At 68.8% G+C, this 20,449-nt stretch carries 23 protein-coding genes and 1 pseudogene; 4 read left to right on the top strand and 20 right to left on the bottom strand.

Annotated features, from left to right (window positions below; translation table 11 throughout):
- The first annotated feature begins 79 nt into the window (after window positions 1-79).
- On the top strand, window positions 80-1,360 hold the full coding sequence (locus ACQP2T_RS16020) for an MFS transporter (protein ID WP_433516924.1): 1,281 nt from the start codon (window positions 80-82) through the stop codon (window positions 1,358-1,360).
- A 210-nt stretch (window positions 1,361-1,570) separates the two neighbouring features.
- Window positions 1,571-1,990 carry a cupin domain-containing protein gene (locus ACQP2T_RS16015; RefSeq protein WP_433516923.1) on the top strand — a complete coding sequence of 140 codons (420 nt, stop codon included), beginning with the start codon at window positions 1,571-1,573 and terminating at the stop codon, window positions 1,988-1,990.
- 21 nt (window positions 1,991-2,011) lie between these two features.
- On the opposite strand, the gene ACQP2T_RS16010 is transcribed toward ACQP2T_RS16015, so the two are convergent.
- The 6 genes from ACQP2T_RS16010 to ACQP2T_RS15985 all read right to left on the bottom strand — a co-directional run bounded on the left by ACQP2T_RS16010 (window position 2,012) and on the right by ACQP2T_RS15985 (window position 7,210).
- On the bottom strand, window positions 2,012-2,530 hold the full coding sequence (locus ACQP2T_RS16010) for an Ohr family peroxiredoxin (protein ID WP_433516922.1): 519 nt from the start codon (window positions 2,528-2,530) through the stop codon (window positions 2,012-2,014).
- Window positions 2,527-3,273, bottom strand: coding sequence for a hypothetical protein (locus ACQP2T_RS16005; protein WP_433516921.1), 747 nt, complete (start codon window positions 3,271-3,273; stop codon window positions 2,527-2,529). Before ACQP2T_RS16005 ends, ACQP2T_RS16010 begins: the two co-directional genes overlap by 4 nt.
- 103 nt (window positions 3,274-3,376) lie before the next feature.
- Complete coding sequence (locus tag ACQP2T_RS16000; protein ID WP_433516920.1) at window positions 3,377-4,282, bottom strand: RNA polymerase sigma-70 factor; 906 nt, start codon at window positions 4,280-4,282, stop codon at window positions 3,377-3,379.
- 30 nt (window positions 4,283-4,312) lie between these two features.
- Window positions 4,313-4,543, bottom strand: a complete 231-nt coding sequence (locus ACQP2T_RS15995; RefSeq protein WP_433516919.1) for a hypothetical protein — start codon at window positions 4,541-4,543, stop codon at window positions 4,313-4,315.
- A 59-nt stretch (window positions 4,544-4,602) separates the two neighbouring features.
- Window positions 4,603-5,355, bottom strand: coding sequence for an SDR family oxidoreductase (locus ACQP2T_RS15990; RefSeq protein WP_433516918.1), 753 nt, complete (start codon window positions 5,353-5,355; stop codon window positions 4,603-4,605).
- A gap of 124 nt (window positions 5,356-5,479) precedes the next feature.
- Window positions 5,480-7,210 (bottom strand): L-aspartate oxidase, encoded by a 1,731-nt coding sequence (locus ACQP2T_RS15985; protein WP_433516917.1) that lies wholly within the window; start codon window positions 7,208-7,210, stop codon window positions 5,480-5,482.
- 177 nt (window positions 7,211-7,387) lie between these two features.
- Between ACQP2T_RS15985 and ACQP2T_RS15980 the strand changes: the two are divergent.
- Window positions 7,388-7,819: pseudogene (locus tag ACQP2T_RS15980) on the top strand (sigma factor); the annotation flags it as partial.
- Window positions 7,820-8,020: 201 nt separating this feature from the next.
- Here ACQP2T_RS15980 and ACQP2T_RS15975 read toward each other — a convergent pair.
- The 9 genes from ACQP2T_RS15975 to ACQP2T_RS15935 form a co-directional block, all read right to left on the bottom strand.
- The gene (locus ACQP2T_RS15975) at window positions 8,021-9,235 is read right to left on the bottom strand and encodes a low temperature requirement protein A (RefSeq protein ID WP_433516916.1); all 1,215 of its coding nucleotides are present in this window, start codon (window positions 9,233-9,235) and stop codon (window positions 8,021-8,023) included.
- 141 nt (window positions 9,236-9,376) lie between these two features.
- Window positions 9,377-10,042 (bottom strand): nitroreductase, encoded by a 666-nt coding sequence (locus ACQP2T_RS15970; protein ID WP_433516915.1) that lies wholly within the window; start codon window positions 10,040-10,042, stop codon window positions 9,377-9,379.
- A gap of 82 nt (window positions 10,043-10,124) precedes the next feature.
- Entirely contained in the window at window positions 10,125-11,180 is a 1,056-nt protein-coding gene (locus ACQP2T_RS15965; protein WP_433516914.1) for a sensor histidine kinase, read from the bottom strand.
- Between the two features lie 65 nt (window positions 11,181-11,245).
- The gene (locus ACQP2T_RS15960; protein WP_433516913.1) at window positions 11,246-11,506 is read right to left on the bottom strand and encodes a hypothetical protein; all 261 of its coding nucleotides are present in this window, start codon (window positions 11,504-11,506) and stop codon (window positions 11,246-11,248) included.
- Window positions 11,507-11,510: 4 nt separating this feature from the next.
- Window positions 11,511-12,077: an NADPH-dependent FMN reductase gene (locus ACQP2T_RS15955; RefSeq protein WP_433516912.1), complete on the bottom strand. Its 567-nt coding sequence runs from the start codon at window positions 12,075-12,077 to the stop codon at window positions 11,511-11,513.
- Between the two features lie 227 nt (window positions 12,078-12,304).
- Window positions 12,305-12,970: a nitroreductase gene (locus ACQP2T_RS15950; RefSeq protein ID WP_433516911.1), complete on the bottom strand. Its 666-nt coding sequence runs from the start codon at window positions 12,968-12,970 to the stop codon at window positions 12,305-12,307.
- 221 nt (window positions 12,971-13,191) lie between these two features.
- Window positions 13,192-13,677 (bottom strand): MarR family winged helix-turn-helix transcriptional regulator, encoded by a 486-nt coding sequence (locus ACQP2T_RS15945; RefSeq protein WP_433516910.1) that lies wholly within the window; start codon window positions 13,675-13,677, stop codon window positions 13,192-13,194.
- A 77-nt stretch (window positions 13,678-13,754) separates the two neighbouring features.
- Window positions 13,755-14,087, bottom strand: coding sequence for a putative quinol monooxygenase (locus tag ACQP2T_RS15940; RefSeq protein WP_433516909.1), 333 nt, complete (start codon window positions 14,085-14,087; stop codon window positions 13,755-13,757).
- A gap of 189 nt (window positions 14,088-14,276) precedes the next feature.
- Entirely contained in the window at window positions 14,277-14,780 is a 504-nt protein-coding gene (locus tag ACQP2T_RS15935) for a DUF1707 and DUF4870 domain-containing protein (protein ID WP_433516908.1), read from the bottom strand.
- 222 nt (window positions 14,781-15,002) lie between these two features.
- Here ACQP2T_RS15935 and ACQP2T_RS15930 point away from each other — a divergent pair, with 222 nt between their 5' ends.
- Window positions 15,003-15,344 (top strand): hypothetical protein, encoded by a 342-nt coding sequence (locus tag ACQP2T_RS15930; protein WP_357940043.1) that lies wholly within the window; start codon window positions 15,003-15,005, stop codon window positions 15,342-15,344.
- A gap of 18 nt (window positions 15,345-15,362) precedes the next feature.
- Here ACQP2T_RS15930 and ACQP2T_RS15925 read toward each other — a convergent pair whose 3' ends face one another.
- The 5 genes from ACQP2T_RS15925 to ACQP2T_RS15905 are packed head-to-tail and all read right to left on the bottom strand — an operon-like array spanning window position 15,363 to window position 20,370.
- Window positions 15,363-16,493: a Gfo/Idh/MocA family protein gene (locus ACQP2T_RS15925; protein WP_433516907.1), complete on the bottom strand. Its 1,131-nt coding sequence runs from the start codon at window positions 16,491-16,493 to the stop codon at window positions 15,363-15,365.
- Window positions 16,490-17,269: a ThuA domain-containing protein gene (locus ACQP2T_RS15920; protein ID WP_433516906.1), complete on the bottom strand. Its 780-nt coding sequence runs from the start codon at window positions 17,267-17,269 to the stop codon at window positions 16,490-16,492. The genes ACQP2T_RS15925 and ACQP2T_RS15920 overlap by 4 nt, the downstream gene beginning before the upstream one ends.
- 24 nt (window positions 17,270-17,293) lie before the next feature.
- On the bottom strand, window positions 17,294-18,118 hold the full coding sequence (locus ACQP2T_RS15915; protein ID WP_433516905.1) for a carbohydrate ABC transporter permease: 825 nt from the start codon (window positions 18,116-18,118) through the stop codon (window positions 17,294-17,296).
- Window positions 18,119-18,125: 7 nt separating this feature from the next.
- Window positions 18,126-19,091 carry a carbohydrate ABC transporter permease gene (locus ACQP2T_RS15910; RefSeq protein WP_433516904.1) on the bottom strand — a complete coding sequence of 322 codons (966 nt, stop codon included), beginning with the start codon at window positions 19,089-19,091 and terminating at the stop codon, window positions 18,126-18,128.
- 19 nt (window positions 19,092-19,110) lie between these two features.
- Entirely contained in the window at window positions 19,111-20,370 is a 1,260-nt protein-coding gene (locus tag ACQP2T_RS15905; RefSeq protein ID WP_433516903.1) for a sugar ABC transporter substrate-binding protein, read from the bottom strand.
- Window positions 20,371-20,449: the final 79 nt, after the last annotated feature.

Raw genomic sequence — 20,449 nt, 5'->3', positions numbered from 1 at the left:
CGGGCACCCCGCGAAGCGATCCCCCTTCGCCCGTCCGGCCCATGACCGGCCGGACGGCTCGGCTGCTTGGAGTCACCAGGTGTCATCCGTTCCTCCCCGCCTGCCCGGAAACTCGCCGCTCGCGCTGCTGCGCGGCAACCCCGACTTCCGCCGGCTCTTCCTCGCCTCCGCCCTCAGCCTGTCCGGCGACTGGTTCGCCTTCGTCGCCCTGAACGCCTTCGTGTACCACCGCACCGGCTCGGCCGGGCTGACGGCCCTGCTGTTCGCCGTCGAGTCGCTGCCCGGCATCCTGCTGATGCCGCTCATCGGCTCGCTGACCGACCGCCTGGACCGCCGCCGCCTGCGCATCGCCTGCGACCTGGCCGCCATCGTCCCTCTCGGGGGCCTGCTCGCCGCCTTCCACCTGGAGTCGGTCCCCATGGCGCTGGTCTCGCTGGCCGTGCTGTCGGTGTCGGCCGCGGTGTCGAGCCCGATCCCCGAGGTCGTACTCCCCAACCTCGTCACCCCCGACCGGCTGCCCACCGCGCAGGCCGCGCTCGGCAGCCTCTACTCCTCCGGTCTGCTGCTCGGCGCCGGACTCGGCGGCCTGACCACGGCCGCCTGGGGCAGCACGGCCACGCTGCTGGTCGACGCCGCCTCCTTCGCCGCGTCCGCCGTCCTCATCGCCCGCATCCGCCGCCCCTTCTCCCTGGCGACGGAGGCCCGCCGGACGCGCGTACGTACCGACACCACCGAACTGTGGCGCTTCATCCGCGCCACCCCCACCGTGACGGCCCTGCTCCTGCTGACGGCGGGCCTGCGGCTGTGCTACGGCGTGGTCGGCCTCCTGCCCGTCTACGCGCTCGAACGGTTCGGCACCAACGACGCCGGAGTCGGCGTCCTCTACATGGCACAGGGGGTGGGCGCCGTGCTCGGGCCGTTCGTGGGCCGGTGGCTGATCGGGAAGTGGCGACCGTTTGGGAAGGGGCGGCTGATCGGGACGCCGGCGCGGCGGCGGTTGATCGTGTCGGGTGGCGCTCTGGCGGTGTTCGGGCTCGGCTACCTCGCCCTGGCCCAGGCCGGTGGGCTGTGGTCGGGCGTGCCCGCCGCCGTGGCCGGCCATCTCGGGGTGGGCGCGTGCGCCGTCCTGGCCATCAACGGGCTGCAACTGGCCAGCCCCGACCACATCCGCGGCCGCGTGATGGTCACCGCCTTCGGATTGTCGTCGGGGCTGCAGGGGGTGTCGTCGCTGGCGGTGGCCCCCCTGACCGTCGCGCTGGGCATGGCGGGGGCCACGCGCGCACTCGGCGTACTCGCGGTCGGCTTCGCCCTGGTCTGGCTCTTTTACGCGCTCCGGCTGCCTGAACCAGAGGCTCACTGATCGGCGACAGGGCGGATGGTGGGCGTAAGGACATGCGTCCGCAAAGCATCGGCCCTATGCCCTCAAACCAAGCCTGACCTGCGCGTATGCGGGTAAACAGGCATTGGCCGCAAGGCCACGCTCCACAGCGGACGCGCCGTCCATCGGCCCGGAAAGGCGTGGCCGACGCGAGATCGCCTGTTCGGACAGACATACGGAGGTGTAGTACCCGTGTCCAACGACGTGCTGGGGAGCCCTGCGGGGCCCGGACCCAAGATGCTGGCGGACATCCAGCCGCCCTTCATTCCCGACGGCGCCTCGGCGATGACCGTCCTCGTCGACTGGCCCCCCGGCCACCCCGGCGCCGCTCCGCACCGCCACTCGGGGCCGGCCTTCGGCTACGTGATCGAGGGCGCGGTCCTGTTCGAGCTCGAGGGCGAGCCGGAGCGCGTGATCAAGGCCGGAGAGACGTTCTGGGAGCCGGGCGGCGACGTGATCCACTACCAGGACGGCAACGCCTTGCCGGACGCGCCGACCAAGTTCGTCGTGTTCATGCTGTGTGAGCCGGGTCAGCCGATGCTCACGTACGTCGAAGAAGAGGAGCTGGCACAGCGGGCCCACCTGCGCGCCCCACGTCCCGCCGGCGGCTGATCCCCCTGTTCGATACGACTCTCAGGGGGCGAGGTTGATGGTGCCCGGGATGCCCTGGCGGGTCATCTTGGCGTACGGGGACAGCGCGGTCGCCTGGGCGAGCAGCGGGGTGGCGGTGTCACGTTCGACTCCGGGCCAGGTCACGACGAGGTCGGCGCGTAGCTCGTAGCCGCCGTCGGCGGGGTCGCGACCGAACGCGACGGTCACCTCCACGATGATCGGTCCAGGGTCTAGGGAGTGCCGGCGGGCCAGCAGGCTGAGGGCGCCGTGGAAGCAGGCGGCGTACCCGGCGGCGAAAAGCTGCTCAGGGTTCGGGCCGGTGGCGTCGCCGCCCAGTTCCCCGGGCATCCGCAGCTCCAGGTCGAGCACGCCGTCGGAGGAGCGGGCCCGGCCGGTTGCCCGGCCATGGGCGGAGCTGCCGCCGCTCACGGCGACGCGCGTGACGTAGAGCGGTTTGAACGTGGAGCCGCGGTAGTCGTGCTCCGTGGACAATGTCGGGTCGTTCACCGGTACGCCTTTCAGCTGGGGGAGGCTGGTCATGGGCGGTGCCAACGCCGCAACTTGTCGGGGTTCAGCACGATCCACACTGCGGTGACCTGGGCTTCGGCGACGCTCACGTCGGCCACCGCCACGGCTCGGCCCGCCTGGCGCAGGACCAGGCCCGTCCGGCCGTTCACGGACTCGACGGCCACCTCGGTGCCGGGCTGGCCGGTCAGCAGGGCCGTGACGAACCTGGCTACCGCGTCCACGCCGTAGGTGGGGCGTACGGCGGCGCGCAGTTTGCCGCCCCCGTCGCTCACGACCATGGCGTCGGCGGCCAGGACCGCCCGCAGGGCCGCCGCGTCCCCCGTGTCGCAGGCCGCGGCGAACCGGCGGGCGACACGATCGTGTCTGGCGAGCATCGCTCGGTCCGGCCTGGGCGGCTGGAGCACCGGTCCGGCGCCGGGCTCGGGCCAGCGTGGCAGACCGGCAGCGGGCACGGGCCGGTGAACCGGATCAGCGGCGGGCTCCGGCCGCCGCGCCCGAGCGGCGGCGGGGGCGTGGCTCGGGGCGGCGGTGGCGAGCAGCTCCAGGCAGAGACCTCCGGCGACCCGCGTCAGCCAGGCGCGCGGCACGGCGATGGCCGCGCGTTCTTCGTCGTCGAGGCCGTACCAGCGGCGATAGGTCTCAAGGACGATCCAGTCGGCCGTCATCTCCGAGCCGAACATCCACAAGGCGATCTCGAGGAGGTGCTGCCGTTCGTCGAGCATCTCCGACAGCGTCCCGGCGCTCACTTCGGTCATGTCCTGCCGCCCTGTTCTTCCGGTGTCGGCAGTTAAGACCAGGCAGCCGCTCTTGTTGTGACACCACGAGAGGCGAACGTACTGGGCGGCGGCGGACGGTCTGTCAGATCAGGTGAGGTGACCGTTCGAAAGCGCCGAGTTTGGCCGGGTTGACGATCCACATGACGTGGTGGATGCCCTGCGGCGAGGCCTCGATGGTGAGCAGGACGACGTCGGTGTGGTTGCGAGGAACGAGCACGCCGGCGCGCCCGTTCGCCTCGACCCACGTCATCTCGGCGCCCGGCCAGAATCGTGGCGCGTACGCGGCCAGGAACTTCGCCACGCGAGTGCTGCCCAGCAGCGGGAATCGCGCCGCCCCTCTCATGCCGCCGCCGTCCGAGGAGCTGACGACATCCGCGGCGAAGAGGTCTTCGAGAGCGGCGACGTTCCCCGTCTGGGCGGCGTCGAGGAAGACGGCCAGGAGACGCCGATGCTCCCTCTTGTCGATGGGCTCGCGTCGGGCGGCGGTCAGGCGTTTGCGGGCGCGGCTCACGAGCTGACGCGCGTTGACCGGGGTGAGCTGAAGGATCTCCGCGATCTGTGTGTACGGGTAGACGAAGGCCTCGCGCAGCACATAGGCGGCCCGCTCGGTGGGGGCGAGCCTCTCGAGCAGCAGCAGGAAGGCGAGTTCGAGAGCTTCGCCGCGTTCGGCGCCCAAGGTGGGGTCGAGGCTGGTGTCGACCGGTTCGGGGAGCCAGGGCCCTATATAGGTTTCGCGCCGCGAATGAGCGGAGCGAGCGACGTTGATGGCCAGACGGGTGGTGATCAACGCCAGGAAGGCCGAGGGGTTCTCGATGGTCGCGCGGTCGGTGTTCTGCCAGCGCAGCCAGACCTCCTGAAGGATGTCCTCGGCTTCCACCGCGCTGCCGAGCATCCGGTAGGCGATGCCGAACAGGCGCGGGCGCAGCTCGATGAAGTCGGATACGGCCTGATCGAGTGCGCTCGCCTGTTCCAGGGATTCCGCAGGCATTCCTACCCCCGTTTCCGCGGCATCTGCGGCTCACTCACCCTGATCGCCGCGCGGGGAGTCGTCCTCCAGCGCCTCGACCGCGTCGAGCAGACCCCGCAGGCCGATCTCCTCGCGCTCGGCGTCCGTCGGATCGAAGAGCCATTCGGTGACCGGCAGTTCGGCGGCATCCTCCGGACGGCTCCCCTCGACCAGGATCACCTCTTCCTCGACCTCGACCTGGAGTTCGTACAGGAAGCCGTCGTCGCCGCTCGAAGCGCTCATGATTCCTCCATACGTGGCTTGGGTGTGCGGTCAAGACGACCGGAAGTGAAGACGCGCGGCTACTGGGCGGCGCTCTGCTCGAGCCAGTCGCGGTAGCGAATCTTGCCCAGGGTCGCGCCCTCACCAGGCACCAGCGTCCGCTCGCCCGGCACGCTGCCGTAGTAGCGCGCCTGCGGGTCGGCGACCACCGTGCGCGGGTCGCCCCACGCGGCCAGGGCATCGCGGAAGAACTCATCCATCCGTGACTGCTCGGGCCCGGCCACCTCGACCCGGCCGTTCACCGGCTGCCCCACCGCGACCCGGCCGACCGCCTGCGCGACCTCTTCACCCGCGATGGGCTGGAAGAGCACGGGCGCGATCCGCACCTGGTCGCCGTCCGTGGACTGGTCCGCGATGCTCCGGATGAACTGGAAGAACTGGGTCGCGTGCACGAGCGAGAACGGGATCCCCGACTTCTCGATCAGCTGCTCCTGAGCGATCTTCGCCGCGAAGTAGTCGTTCTCCGGCATCCGCTCCGTCCCCACCACCGACAGCGCGACATGATGCCCGACCCCGGCCGCCGCCTCTGCGGCGAGCAGGTTGCGGGTGGAGGTCTCGAAGAACTCCATCACCGCGGCCCGCTCGAACGACGGCGAGTTCGACACGTCGACCACCACCTGCGCGCCCGCCAGCACCTCCGCGAGCCCTTCACCGGTGAGCGTGTTGACGCCGGTGCTCGGCGCCGCCGCCACCGCCTCGTGACCGTGCTCACCCAGCTTCGCCACCACGTTCGATCCGATGAGGCCAGTACCGCCGATGACGACGACCTTCATGGCACAGCCCTTTCCGTCCGCCGGGGCACCCATGTGCCAACCGGTCCGCCAGCTAAGACAGGGCAGCCTCCGGCCTTGTGACAGCCACCGCGAAATTTCTTTTCTCAGGCCGTCCGTAGATTTGCTACTCCACGAGTTTTCCGACGCTGGAGACCTCGCGCATGAGCGCCGCTATCTCGGCGGGAATCGGCGGGATGGCCTCCCGCTCCACCGATCCGGGACCGGACCACACCAGGTTGACCTGCAGCGAAGGGTCCAGTTCTGGATAGTCGGAGCGGTTGTGGCAGCCGCGGGTCTCCCGGCGCTCAAGCGCGGTCTCGACCGTCGCGCGGGCGGCGAGCGCGGCGGACTTCAGGTCGAAGGCGTGGGCCAGGTCCTGGAAGCCGGCGATGTCCGGATGTACGCCGACGTCGGCGATGCGCGCCTCCACCGCGGCGAGTTCGGCGAGACCTTTGCGCAGGCCGCCCTCGTCACGCACCACACCGGCATGCTCCGTCATGATGTCGCGGAGGGCTCGCTGCAGCGCGCGTACGTTCTCGGGGCCGTCCGCGGCGAGGAGGTCGTCCACCTCCGCCCGTGCCGCTTCGAGCGCCTCGGCCGAGCGGCGCTGGGCGTCGAGGCCCGCTGAATACTCGGCCGCCGCCTGGCCGACGATGCGGCCGAAGACGAGGAGCTCGATGAGGGAGTTGCCGCCGAGGCGGTTGGCGCCGTGCAGGCCGCTGGCGGCCTCCCCGATCGCGTACAGGCCGTCGACGCCTGTTCCGTGGTCTTCGGGTCGCACCCAGACCCCGCCCATCGAGTAGTGCGCGGTCGGCGCGATCTCGATCGGCTGCTTGGTGATGTCGAGCATCTGCAGTTCCAGAAGCGTCTGGTAGACGCGCGGCAACCGCGTCATGATCGTCTCGCGCGGCAGATGCGACACATCCAGCCAAACACCGCCGTTCGGGGTCCCGCGGCCTTCTTTGATCTCTGTGTACGCGGCCAGTGCGACGCGGTCGCGCGTGGACAACTCCATCCGCTCCGGGTCGTACTTGGCCATGAACCGCTCGCCGAGCTGGTTGCGCAGGATTCCGCCCTCACCCCGGGCCGCTTCGGAGACGAGGGTGCCGGCCGCGTTCTCGGGGGCGATGAGACCGGATGGGTGGAACTGCACCAGTTCGGGGTCGCGGATGCGGCAGCCGGCCAGGACGGCGAGGCGGAAGGAGTCGCCGGTGTTCTCGTCCCTCCGGGAGGAGGTGCGCCGCCAGATCCGGGTGTGGCCGCCGGCGGCCAGGATCACCGCGTCGGCATGGATGACGTAGCGGCTGCCATCGGTCAGGTCGAACCCGTACGCGCCGAAGACCGCGTTGTCGCGGACGAGAAGGCGGGTGATGTACACGGTGTCGAGGATGGGGACATCGAGCTGCGCCGCGCGGTTGATCAGGGTGCGCTGGATCTCGAGTCCGGTGTAGTCGCCGGCGTAGGCGGTGCGCCGGTAGGTGTGGGCGCCGAAGAAGCGCTGCGAGATCCGCCCGTCCTGTTCGCGGGCGAACGGCATGCCGTAATGCTGAAGATCTTCGATGCCGCGTGCCGCCCCCTCGGTGAAGATCTTCACCGTCTCCGGATTGGCCAGGAGATAGCTCTCCTTGAGGGTGTCCGCCGCATGCTGCTGCCAGGTGTCCTCGGGGTCCATCGTGGCGAGCGCCGCGTTGATGCCGCCCGCCGCGAGCGAGGTGTGCGCGTCCGCCTTCGGCCGCTTGCCCACCGCGAGGACGCCGACGCCACGCTCGGCGAGTTCGATGGCGGCCCGCAGGCCGGCTCCTCCTGTCCCGATGACCAGGACGGACGTGGCGATCCGCTTCTCCGGCACGTGCATGGTGCTCCTTTGGCCGCATGGATGAAAGCCGTTACGGCAGCAAGACCGGGTAGCGGCGTGATTTGTGACATCCATCGAGCCTGTCCCCCCACTGCCCAAGAGACAGGCGGCGGGTAATATGCCAGAAATATCCCAAAGTTCGCATTAGCCGATAAAAGGGATGCCGGAGCGGGGGCGATGGCAGTGGCTGATCCTGGAGACCTCGAACAGGCGGCGGCGGTGTTCGTCAGTGTGCGGCCGCGCCTGTTCGGGATCGCGTACCGGATGCTGGGCGCGACCGAAGCCGAGGACCTGGTGCAGGACGTCTGGCTGCGCTGGCAGGCCTACGATCGCGCCACGGTGGGCAGTCCGGGCGGGTTCCTGGCGACGGTGACGCTGCGGCTGGCGATCAACGCCGCCCAGTCCGTACGCATGCGCCGCGAGACCTGCGCCGGCCCATGGCTGCCCGAACCCGCCGACACCGGCGCGGACCCGTACCTCGGCGCCGAGCGCGGTGAGGTCCTGGAGTTCGCGGTGCTGCTGCTCCTGGAGCGGCTCACGCCTACCGAGCGGGCGGCGTACGTGCTGCGCGAGGCCTTCGACTACCCCTACCGGCAGATCGCCGACATCGTCCGGCTCAGCGAGTCGGCCGTACGCCAACTGGTCAGCAGGGCCCGCAAACACCTGCTCGTCGAACGCCGCATCCCCGTGGCCAGGGCCGAACAACGCAGACTGCTGACCGCCTTCGTCGCCGCCGCCCGCTCCGGCGATCTGACCGCGCTGGAAGCGCTCCTCACCGCGGCCTGGTCGAGCTCGAACGGGGGGTCTGCTTCACGCGTCGCCGGAGCTGGAAGGCAGCGGGCCCTGTCGGCGCGCTCCGGCGCGGGCCCCGACGGCCGCAGCCATGATCGTGACGGCGACCAGCACCACGCAACAGGCCGCGATGGCCGCGACCACAGCGGCCACGCCGATCCGCGGCGTCGCGACCGGCAGCGACAAGATGAGGGCGACGCACCCCAGAACGGCCGCGGGAGGGATGACGGGCTCGGTGGCGACAAGCGCGTGGACCGCCCACAGCGCGGCGAGATACACAACGGCGGGGATGGCGACCGCGTAACCGAGTGCCAGCGGTGACGCCGCGACGCCGCGACCGCTCTGCTCCACCGCCACTTCGAGCCCGGCGCCGAGTGCCGCCAGGGCGGCGAAGATGCCGTAGTGGCCGTATCCCCACAGGTACGACCGATGACGGCGGTCACTGAGCCCTTCCCCGGCTTCCACGAGGAAGTAGAGCCACCAAAGAGCGAACAGCAGGGCGAGGCCGCAGCCGGCGATGACCACCAGGGGCGCCCTGACCGCGCCCGTTTCGAGCGCCGCTTCGACTCCCCGGCTCGCGGCCAGGACGCTCTCACCGAGCAGGATGATCGTGAACAGGCCGTAGCGCTCGGCGATGTGGTGCGGGTGCCAGTTGGTGGCCCTGGCCCGTTCGGCCCACAGCGGTACCGCGAGTTCAAGAACGTCCAGGACGACGAAGGACAGCAGCCCGGAGAACCAGGGGAAGGCTCCCGTCTCCGCGATCAGGAAGCGAAGCACCCAGCCCAGTGTCACCAGACTGATGGCGGCGGCGTAGCGCAGCCCGGTGCGGCGTCTCTCCCGGTCTTCGAGACCGGCCCGCAGCCATTGGCCGACGAGCCCGATCCGCATGATGACGTAGCCGAGGGTGACGATCCCGTAGTCGGAGTGACCGATCGCGGCGGGCACGCCAGCGGCGAGGATCAGCACGCCGGCCATCTGCACCATGGTCAGCAGCCGGTAGGCGACATCGTCGGTGTCGTAGGACGAGGCGAACCACGTGAAGTTCATCCACGCCCACCAGATCGCGAAGAACACCTGGAGGAACGGGACCAGCACAGCGAGGCCGTGACCTTCGGCGATGCTGTGCGCGAGCTGGGCGGTGACGCTGGCGACCGCGACCACGAAGGTGAGGTCGAACAGCAGCTCGAGCTGGCTCGAAGTGCGGTGCGGCTCGTCGATGGGACGAGCGCTCATCCGGACTCGGACTCGGATGATGCTGCCGGGTGATGGCAAGGTCTCGCTCCTGTGGCTGCGCGACGTCCTGGTACGTCGGAAAAGACAGGACAGCAGGGCGATCTGTGACAACCGGCTCTGAAGCGTCCACGCCCCGCCGTACTACCCGTCGACGAACGTGACCGTCTCGTCGAGCGGCGCGCGGCCCGTACGGATGTAATCCACCGTGATGTCCTCGAACCCAATCGACATGCCGCAGAAGAGAATGAGCCCCTCCGGAGGCGACACGACCTCGGCGACGGTCTTGCGGAACACCGACCACGCCATCTGCGGACAGCTGTTCAGGCCCTCGGCACGCAACAGCAGCATGACCGTCTGCAGAAACATGCCGAGATCGGCCCACTGAGGCCGGCCCATGTCACGGTCGATGTAGCAGAACAAGGCCGCGGGAGCACCGAACGCCTGCCAGTTGCCGGAAGCGGCCCTCTGCCGCGCCTCCCAATCCTCCCGTGGGATACCGAGCGCGCCGTACCGTTCTTCCCCAAAAGCCGAGCGGCGCTCCTGGTACGGAGACTTCAGCGTCGGCGGGTACATCTCGTACTCGCGCTCGTCCCAGGCATCACGCGCCGCCACCCGCTCGCCCGCACGCTTCTTCAGCTCGGCCAACGGCCCGCCCGTCACCACATAGGCCCGCCACGGCTGCAGATTCGACCCGGACGGCGCCCAAGCCGCCGCCGACAGCACCCGCTCCAGCACCTCCCGGGAAACAGGCCGATCAGTGAACCCCCGCACCGCCCGCCGACTCGTGACCGCCTCATAGACGTCCAAGATCCCCACCTCCACTCCTGCCCAACATGTCTACACAATTGACAGTAAAGGAGCGGAAAATGTGACGAGCAGCGGTCAGGCATCACGCCCTGCGGCGGTGATCGCCTCCAAGCTCGATCCCCAGCGCGGTCGGCGGCTGTGGGCCGAGCTGCTCGACGCGGGCGCTCAGCGGCAGACGCAGGATGAAGCTCGCTCCGCCGATCGCGGCCTGGCGGACGTGCAGGGTGCCGTGGTGGGCGGTGGCGATGTCCCGGGCGATGGCCAAGCCCAGGCCGGTGCCTCCGCTGTCACGGCTGCGGGAGGCGTCGAGGCGGACGAACCGCTGGAAGATCCGTTCTCGGTCGGCCAGGGGCACGCCGTCGCCGTCGTCGCTCACCACCAGCTCGGCCTGCGTCGCCGAGCGGCGAAGCCGCACCCGTACCTGGCCGGCGGCGTGCCGCTGCGCGTTGTCCAGCAGGTTGGTCAGCACCCTCGCGATCTGCCCCGGCACGGCGTCGACGAAGACGCGGCCGGCCAGGTTCAGGGCCACCGGGTGACGATCGGCACGCCGGCTGATCTCCGTACGGATCAGGTTGGTCAGATCGACGCGCTGAGTCGCATGGGGGGCGGTGGCGCCCAGCCGGGCGAGCAGCAGCAGGTCGGTCATGATGCCCTGAACCCGATCCAGATCCGCCAGCGCGTGCCCCACCAGGTCGGACAGGTCGATGTCGCGGGGATGCATCTGGGCCTCCTCCAGGCGTACGCGCAGCCCCGCCAGCGGGGTGCGCAGCTCGTGGGAGGCGTCGGAGGCGAACTGGCGTTGCCGCTGGAGCGCTTGTTCGGTCGAGGCTTTGGCCCGCTCCAGACGTCCGAGCGTGTGGTTGACGGTGCGCGTCAACTGGGCGATCTCGCCGCGGCCGGGCGGTTGCGGAACGCGGGTGCTCAGATCGCTGACATTGATCGCGGCCAGTTGCGCGCGCAGGAGCAGGACCGGGCCCAGCGTACAGCTGGTCATCTTCCACGTCGCCGCCGTGGCCAGGAGGATCAGCAGCGCGATCTGGGCGATCCAGAGCAGTCGGACGGGGCCGGCCGAGGCCCGCTCGGCGGCCGATGCCCCGACCAGGCCCATCGGCACCAGCACGGCGGTCGCCGTGGCCATGGCCACGATGCTGAAGCGGGCCCGGGTCGAGCACCGATACGGCCGCCACGGCGATGAGCCCGGACTCATGGCGTGACCTTGCCGCTCCGCAAGCCGCCCGGCACGCCGCACGTATGCGCGGACCCGCCGGGCGCTCGACCGGTCAAGGCCCGCCGGCGGCGATATTCCTCCTCGTCGATCTCATCGCGGATGAGCAAGACGAGCAACTGCCGTTCCTGCGGCGAGCAGGCCGGGCACAGGGCCGGAGTCCACCGGTGCAGGAACACCACGGCCAGCGCCGCGGCGATGGCCGTGCAGAACAGGATCTCGCTGACGATCAAGGACATGGTCTTACAGGTCCGGGATGTCGTGGTGGTGGCGTCGGATGTGCGCCGCGAAGGCCCGCATGTATCCGGTCAGGAATTCGGCGGTGGCCGGCACCTGGATGTCGCCCTTGTCGTCGATCAATCCCTGGTTGAAGTGGATGTAGGCCTCGGGCTGCCCCAGCACCGGGGAGTTGGTGAAGGACAGGATGGTCTTGAGGTGTTGCTGCGCGACCGCGGTGGAGATCGGGCCGGGTGAGGTTCCGATAATCGCGGACGGCTTGCCGCTCAGCACGTTGGATCCATAGGGCCGGGTCGCCCAGTCGATGGCGTTCTTCAGCGCGCCCGGAATGGACCGGTTGTACTCGGGGGTGACGAACAGCAGGGCGTCGGAAGCTTTGATCGTGTCCTTGAACTCCAGGGCAACAGCGGGGTAGCTCGCGTCTTGGTCGTAGCTGTACAGGGGCAACTCGCCGATGGAGATCTCCGTGAGGCGGAGCTCCGGCGGCGCGAGCCGGCTCAAGGCCACAGCGAGCTTCCTGTTGATCGACTTCTGGGACAGGCTTCCGACGATGTAGCCCACGGTGTAGGTCATGGCGTTTCCTCTCGATCTATTGATGTGCCGCCGTCGACATCGACGGTCTGGCCGGTGATGAAGTCGGCTCCGGAAAAGGTGATGAAGAAGACCGGGCCGACGAGGTCTTCGGGCTTGTGGCCACGCCGTCTTCGGCTTGTGGCCACGCCAGGGGGCGCTGCCCCGCACTGGCACGTCGCACTGCGTCGCCGACAGCTCGTTCGGCCTTCGCGATCCTTCTTGGTGGACTAACCGTCGACGAACCTGACCGTCTCGTCGAGCGACGCCCGCCCCGTACGGACGTAATCCACGGTGACGTCCTCGTACCCGATGGACATGCCACAGAAGAGAATGAGCCCCTCCTCGGGTGACACGGCCTCGGCGACGGTCTTGCGATACATCGACCACGCCATCTGCGGGCAACTGCTCAGGCCCTCGGCGCGCAGCAGCAGCATGACCGTCTGCAAGTACATGCCGAGATCGGCCCACTGAGGCCGGCCCATGTCACGGTCGATGTAGCAGAACAGGGCCGCGGGAGCACCGAAGCACTGCCAGTTGTCGGCAGCGGTCCTCTGGCGCGCCTCCCAGTCATCGCGCGCGATACCAAGAGCGCCGTAACGCTCCGCCCCGAAGGCGGATCGGCGCTCACGGTAGGGAGACTTCAGCTCAGGCGGATACGTCTCGTACTCGCGCTCATCCCAGGGGTCACCCGTCGCCACCCGCTCGCCCGCACGCTTCTTCAGCTCGGCCAAGGGCTGGCCCGTCACCACGTAGGCCCGCCACGGCTGAAGATTCGACGCGGACGGGGCCCAGGCCGCAGCCGTCAGCACCCGCTCCAGCGTCTCCCGAGGAACGGGCCGGTCGAGGAACCCCCGCACCGCCCGTCGACTCGTGACCGCCTCATAGACGTCCAAGATCCCCACCTCCCATCTTTGTCACGATCACGACAGTATCATTCAATACTATTCGATGACAAACTCGTCCGACATGTGTCAAAGCTGGAGTCACGTCCGGGGGCCCGCGCCCGCACAAGCGGCGGCCGCCCGCGACAACATCGTGGGCCGGACCCTGGTTCGGTGGGAGATGGAGCCGGCCGATGCCGACGTCTACTTGGGGAGGCGCTGCGCGGGCGCGCCTATGCCTCGCCGCCCGCGGGATAGGCGAACCGGGTCAGCAGATCCCTCAACTGCTCGGACTCGTCAGACCCCAGGTCGGCGACCAGCCGGTCGGCCAGCGGCTCCGCCGCCACATGGGCCGCGTCGAAAAGCTCGACGCCCTGAGGAGTGATCTCCACCGCCCGCACCCGCCGGTCCCCCGGAACGCTCTTGCGTACGGCCAGCCCCTTACGCTCCAGGTCGTCCACGACCCGCATGATCCCCGCCTTGTCCGTCCCCGTCGCGGCCGCCAGGTCCCGCTGCACTGTGGGCCCGCGGTCGACCAGCACGATCAGCACGGCGAAGTGCCGCAACTCGATGCCGAGCGGACGGAGCGCCTCTGACATGACCGTGGCCGCGCGCCAGTGCGCCTGACGCAGCAGCAAGCCGAGAGCGAAGGGCGAGGCATCCCCCGGACGGTCGGTCGCACGCGAGGCGGCGGTCCTACGAGGAACATCGGCGCTCATGAGCGCCATATTACCGGCCATCTTTTCATTCGATACCGTAGCAAATGAAATTAATCACCTGCCGACGGTGTGGGCGCTCAGCCCTGTCCGGGTACGGCCATCTCACCGAGCAGGGACCAGTCGTCCTGAGGAACGGTCGCGTTCACGATGCGCGGCGTCTCGGCGAGATACGGCGGCAGGGTCCGCCGCGCCTGCTTGAAATGCTCGGACTGGACGTGCGCCGCCCCGGCCTCGTCATCACGAAACGCCTCGACCAGCACATACTCCGTCGGCTCCGCCACACTGCGCGACCAGTCGAACCACAGGCACCCAGGCTCGTCGCGGGTCGCCTGGGTGAAGTCGCCGACGATCTCGATGAACCGGTCGGCGTGCTCAGGCAGGACGCGGAACTTCGCGGTGATGAAGATCATGGGGTCCATTTCCTTCGGTGAGCTGCGTACAGGTCGAGATTAGCGTCAGCCCTCGCCGAATCGACGTACCCACCAGCGGTCTCCGTCAGGCAAATGCGCGAAGGCTCGTACAGTCGGCTGACGTCAACGCACGCATTGACGTCAGCCGGCGGTACGAGCCCAAAGCGACGACCCGCTCAGGAGCCTGACCTACTTCACCAGGCGAACCGTCATCGGATAGCGGAACGGGTTCTCCGAGAGCGCCGAAATGCCACCGGCAATGGACAGCACGACCGCCGCCACCCACATGAAGGGAAGAAGCACGATCCCGATGATGGTGAACGGCAGCAGGAACGTCGCCCCCACCACCGTGAGCTGGAAGTTCAGGGCCTCCAACGCGTGCCGCCGAATGTAGGGCGAGGTCTTGCCGCCCGTCAGCAGCAGGATCAACGGCCCGATGACCGGGAACCCCACCAGCGTCAGCAGATGAGCCGCCGAAGCCCCGAGCCGTTCGTTGCTCTCCGGCGCCGCCTCGGGCCGGACCGGCGCGGGCATCGGGCGAATCCTGGGGATGGCACTCGTGCCGTACAGCTCCGCCATGATGGGCATCAGATCACCGTGCGTGCGCGCGGTCATCGCGCGCTCCAGCCGGTCGTCGAACTCGAGCTTGTCGAAGCGCCCCTCCGCGTAAGCCGCCTGAACGTGCTCGACCACGTGCTCACGGTCCTGGTTGGTGACGCGCAGGTGAGCCGGCGGCACCTGTCCCGGGCCCCGGTGTGTGGGTACCCCAGCCATAACAGCCATGCCTCTCCTTAGAATCGGGCAGTCACCATCCATACTGACCGCCGCACGTCATCATGGCCATCAGGAGAATCCCCGATGTGTCCCCTAGATCACCCCGACGCGCGTGACCGTTTGGCGGTATAAAAAGGACTCATGAGATGGCGAGACCGCTACGGCATTCGGCGGCTGCGCGGTTCCAAAATCGCGAAGTTCGACCGGGAAGCCACTGACGCCGATATCGAGGCCCTCATCGCCTTCGCCAAATCGCGGCGAGGCGTCGAGTTCTTCGTCGAACCCGAAACCTTCGCGACCGACACCACGGCCGTCGCCGTGGCCGACGACGGCGAGTGGACCCGCCGCCGGGTCGGCTCCCCCGCCGTGATCCACAAGGTCGCCCGCGACCTGGCCCTGCCGGTGTACGACGTTCAGATCATGGGCTACCCACCCCGGATGCGCGCGTACAACGAACGGCGGCGCCGCGAGGAGAACCAGTAACCGTCACCGCCCCCGTCATCACGTCTCCACCCGCTCGGCGCCGGCCAGCACGTCACGCACCGAGGACCATCCGGCGAGAGCCTCCCGTACGTCCGTCCGGGTCTCCTCCCGCAGCGCCTGCGCGTGGGCCCGCTCGAGCACGTCGTCCAGGCGCTCGATCCGGCCGCTCGTCGCCGACCGCACCGCCGCCTCCACCATCGCCAGGCTCATCACGTTCTCGTGCACCTCGCCGGACGGCGGCTCCCCGGTCCGGAGCGCCCGCGTGAACACCTGCAAGGCGCCGGCGATCCCGGAGTACGGCGGGCCGGCCGGTTCACCGGCGTCCACCTCGGCGTCGAGGACCGGCTCGTGGTCGCCGTCCCATTGCGCGGTGCCCTTCTCACCGCTGACCCGCCAGCTCCCGTTCCACGAGGTGATGTCGCCGGGACTGCACCAGCTGCCGTTGTAGACGTAGCGGGTCCCGCCGTCCATCTCGAACACCACGGTCGCGTTGGCGTCCCCCTCGAACCAGCTCCACGGCGGGTTGTACGACTGGCAGTACGCCGTCACCGGCTCGGCCCGCAGCAGGAAGCGCGCCGAGTCGAAGGCGTGGATCGCCATGTCGATGAGCAGCGGGTACGCCATCAGATCGCGAAACCCGCCGAACCGCTCGGACCGGAAGAACGCCGTGCTCACCGTCCCGATCGCGCCGAGCCGCGCGGTCATCCCCCGCAGCGCGGCGAGCTGCGGGTTCCAGCGGCGGGATTGGCTGACCATGAACAGTTCGCCGGTGGCCTCGGCCGCGGCGGCCATGGACAGCGCCCGGCTCACGTTCTCCGCGACCGGTTTCTCACCGAGCACCGGCAGGCCGGCGAACAACGCCTCGGTGGTCACGGGGTGGTGCGCCTCGGGAATGGTCACGTTGATCAGCGCCTGGGCACCGGTCTGCCGGGCGAGGGCGACGGCGTCGGCGCCGACCGGGAGGTCCGGCAGGCCGGCCGAGTCGGCGACCTCCCGGGCCAGCGCCACGTTCAGGTCGGCGATGCCCATGAGCAGCACCTCTGGCGAGCCGGTGACGGTGGACAGCCAGGCCCGGCCCATGCCGCCGGCGCCGACGATGACCACGCGGAGCGGATCCGCCGGGCTGGAGGGGATCGTCCGGAAGCTCACTGGAGCGGCCCCGTGTAGCCCTGGCCCTGGAAGAACTCCTCGGTCGCGTACCGCAGGAGCACAGGATGGCTCCGTTCGGGCCGGTCGGTGCGGGCCCAGGCCACGCCGTTCGCGATGACCCGGCGCACGTCCTTGTGATGGTAGGTGGGGTAGGCCTGGTCCCCCGGCCGGAAGTAGAAGATCTTGCCGTGGCCGCGGCGGAAGGTGCAGCCGCTGCGGAACACCTCCCCGCCGCTGAACGAGCTGACGAACACGAGCTCGTCCGGTGCCGGGATGTCGAAGAACTCCCCGTACATCTCGTCCTCTTCGATGATCAGCGGGTGCGGCACGCCCTTGGCGATGGGGTGCGTGGGGTCGACCGTCCAGATGAGCTCACGGTCGTGCTCGTCGCGCCAGCGCAGGGTGCAACTCGTACCCATGAGCTTGGTGAAGATCTTCGACCAGTGCCCGGAGTGCAGCACGACGAGCCCCATCCCGGACAGCACATGCCGGTGGACCCGCTCGACGACCTCGTCAGCCACCTCGTCGTGCGCCGCGTGCCCCCACCAGGTGAGCACGTCCGTGCCGGCCAGCACCTCCTCGGTCAGCCCGTGCTCCGGGTCGTCCAGGGTGACGGTACGGACGACGCACCCGTCGGCGAGGTTCTCCTCGATGCCCTCCGCGATCGTCGTGTGCATGCCCTTCGGATAGATCTTCGCCACGTGCTCCTCGATCTGCTCGTGACGGTTCTCGCCCCACACCGTCACACGCAGCGGGCCGGCAGTTCCGTTTGTCATGTCGAACCTTTTCTGCTGGGGGATTTACTTGACCGCGCCTGCCGTCGTGCCCGCGGCGACGTAGCGCTGGGCGACGACGAGCAGGACGATGGCCGGGATGGAGGCGAGCACGGCGGTGGCCATGACCGAGCTCCAGTCGTTTACGTATGTCCCGATGTAGGTGTAGAGCCCGAGCGTCACCGGGCGCACGTCCTCGGTCGTGGTGAGGGTGAGGGCGAACAGGAAGTCCGCCCAGGAGAAGAGGAAGGTGAACAGGGCCGCGGTGATGAGCGCGTTGCGGCTCATCGGCAGCACGATGGAGACGAACGTCCGGACGTGACCGGCCCCGTCGACCCGGCCGGCCTCCAGGACCGCACGCGGAATGTTGATCATGAACGCGCGGACGATCAGGATCGCGAACGGGATGCCCGCGGTCGAGTCGGCGAGGATCAGGCCCGGGATCGAGTTGAGCAGCCCCAGGTCGTTGTAGGCGGTGTAGAGCGCGTTCGCGATGACGATCCCCGGGATCATCTGCGAGATCAGGATCCCGAAGAGGAACGCGCCCACGAAGCGGATCTTGAACTGCGCCAGGGCGTAGGCCGCCGGCATCGCGATCAGCAGGCTGAACACGACCGAGCCGAGTGCGACGACCAGGCTCGTGACCAGGTTGCGGCCCTGCTGGCCGAGCGCGGTGGCGTAGCCGTCGAAGCTGAAGTCGAGCGGCAGCCACGGAGTGCCGACCGCCGAGCCGCCCGGCTGCAGCGAGACGTTGACCATCCAATAGATCGGGAACAGCAGAACGGCGAGGATGACGATCCCGGCGACGGTGCTGCCCCAGCCGGCCCGGGTGCGCCTTGTGGTGGTGGTCATGACGGCCTCACTCGTCCACGGCACGCCGGTTGGCGCGCAGGTAGAAGATGGCGAACACCAGGGAGATCGCGATCAGGATGTTGCCGAGCGCGGCACCCTGACCGAAGTCGAACTGCTGGAACGACAGGTGGTACGACTGCGTCGCGATGGTCTGGCTGGCATTGGCCGGACCGCCGCCGGTCAGCGCCAGGATCACGTCCAGCACCTTGATCGTGTAGACCACGCCGAGCACCAGCACGACGCTCACCACCGGGCGCAGCAACGGCCAGGTCACATACCAGAACCGCTGCCAGCCGCCCGCCCCGTCCAGCGCGGCCGCCTCGTACAGGTCCTCTGGGATGTCCTGGAGCCCGCCGTAGAGGATGGTCAGGTTGAACGGGATGCCGATCCAGATGTTCACCAGCATCACCGCCACCAGGGCCAGTGAGGTGCTGGTCAGCCAGCCGGGGTGGTCGCTCGCCACTCCGATGGCGGCCAGGAACCGGTTGAGCGCGCCGTTGTCCTTGTCGAGGATCCACCGCCAGACCGCACCGGAGGCGATCAGGGGGATCAGCCACGGCAGCAGGATCAACGACCGGAGCACACCGTTGAGGGGGAAGCGGCGCCGGAAGAACATCGCCAGGGCCAGACCGATGACGAACTGCGCGGCTATCGAGCCGGCGGTGAACAGGACGGTGTTCAGCATGGCCTTGCCGAACACCGGGGAGGACACCACCGCGGCGTAGTTGGCGAACCCGACCCACGGCGCCTCGCCGGTGTAGAAGGTGCTCGTCGAGTACTCCTGGAAGGCCATCAAGAAGTTCTTGACGATCGGGTAGCCGAAGAACGCCACCATGTAGATCACGGCCGGGGCCAGGAACAGCACCTGTGCGGCGCGGTTCTGGAAGCGGAGCGAGTGCCAGAAGGGGGGTCGGGCATCGATTCCGTCGTCCGCCCCGATGGCCGGCGGTGGTGGATCTGTCTGACGCTCCATTGTGGACTGTTGTGGGTGCTCAACCATTCTGGGCCGTTTCCAGGGCCTTGGCCGGTGTGGCCTGGCCGGTCAGCGCGGACTGGAACGCGGTGTAGATCTTCGTGGCCGCCTTCGGCCAGTCCGCGCCGAGTTCACCGGTGCGGGCCCGCGCCGTCGGGATCTGGTCGACGAATCCGGCCATGTTCGGGTTGCTGGAGCTGAACTTCTCCAGCAGCGCCTTCTTGGTGGGGATGGTCTGGGTGTCCTTGGCGAGGCTGAGCTGGTTGTCGTCGGAGTTGAGACAGGCGACGACCTTGGCGGCCTTGGCCTGCTTGTCCTTGTTCCCGGTCTGCGGCACGGCCCACGTCTCACCGCCGAGCGGCGCGACGATCGGTTTGCCGGCGACCGGTGCCGGGATCGGCGCCACCGCGTACTCGACGCTCTTGCCCTCGGCCAACGCGGGGAACTGCCACGGCCCGTTGATCGCCATCGCGGCCTTGCCCGCCCGGAACTGGTCGTTGACGTCCGCCTGGGTCCAGTTGAGAGCGGACTTCGACACCGAGCCGTCGTTCATCAGGTCGACCCACAACTGCACGGCCTGCGCGGTCTGCGGCGTCGCGATGTTCTTCTCGTCGCCACCGTTGGACCACATGAACGGCAGGAACTGCCAGGTGCCCTCATAGTTCGCCGGTGCCGAGAACGCCAGCCCGTACGTGCCGCCGGAGGTCAGCTTCTTGGCCGTCGTCTTCAGCTCCGCCCAGGTCGTCGGTGGCTTCACGCCCGCCTTGGCGAGCAGGTCCTTGTTGTAGAACAGCCCGATGGTGTTGGTGATCGGCTGCAGGCCGTAGAGCTTGTCCTTGTACGTCGAGGCGCTGACCACGCCCTCCACATACCCGTCGGCCTTGAGCCCGAGGTCGTTCAGCGGGGTGAGGGCGCCGGTCTGGGCGATCTGCTGCAGATCGGGGTTGTCCAGCATCAGCACATCCGGGAGGGTCCGTGAGGACGCCTGCTGGAGCACCTTCTGGATCAGGGTCGCGCCGGGCACCGCCTCGCGCTGGATGGTGACGCCGGCCTGCTTGCCACAGGCGTCGATGGCCTTCTGCCAGACCGTCTTGCTCGGCTCGTTGTTGTAGTAGTCGAGAACCCGCAGGGTCGAGGAGTCGCCGCCGCTGTTCGAGCCACCGCCGTTCGAGCCGCCACCGCAGGCGGTGAGGGCGAGGGGCAGGGTGAGCATCGAGGCGAGCGCGACCTGAGCTCGGCGGGATCGGGAGGAACGGGGGGTGCGGGGGGAGCGGATCATGTCGTGTCCTTTCGGATACGGAAATTTCCGGGTGAATCGATTCGTCGATACGTATCGACCACGGTTGCAAGCGTGTCCG

It is taken from the genome of Nonomuraea sp. CA-143628, from assembly GCF_050942315.1.
Taxonomy (GTDB): domain Bacteria; phylum Actinomycetota; class Actinomycetes; order Streptosporangiales; family Streptosporangiaceae; genus Nonomuraea.
The sequence above is the reverse complement of the archived record's forward strand: the minus strand, read 5'-3'. Positions and strand labels throughout refer to the sequence as shown.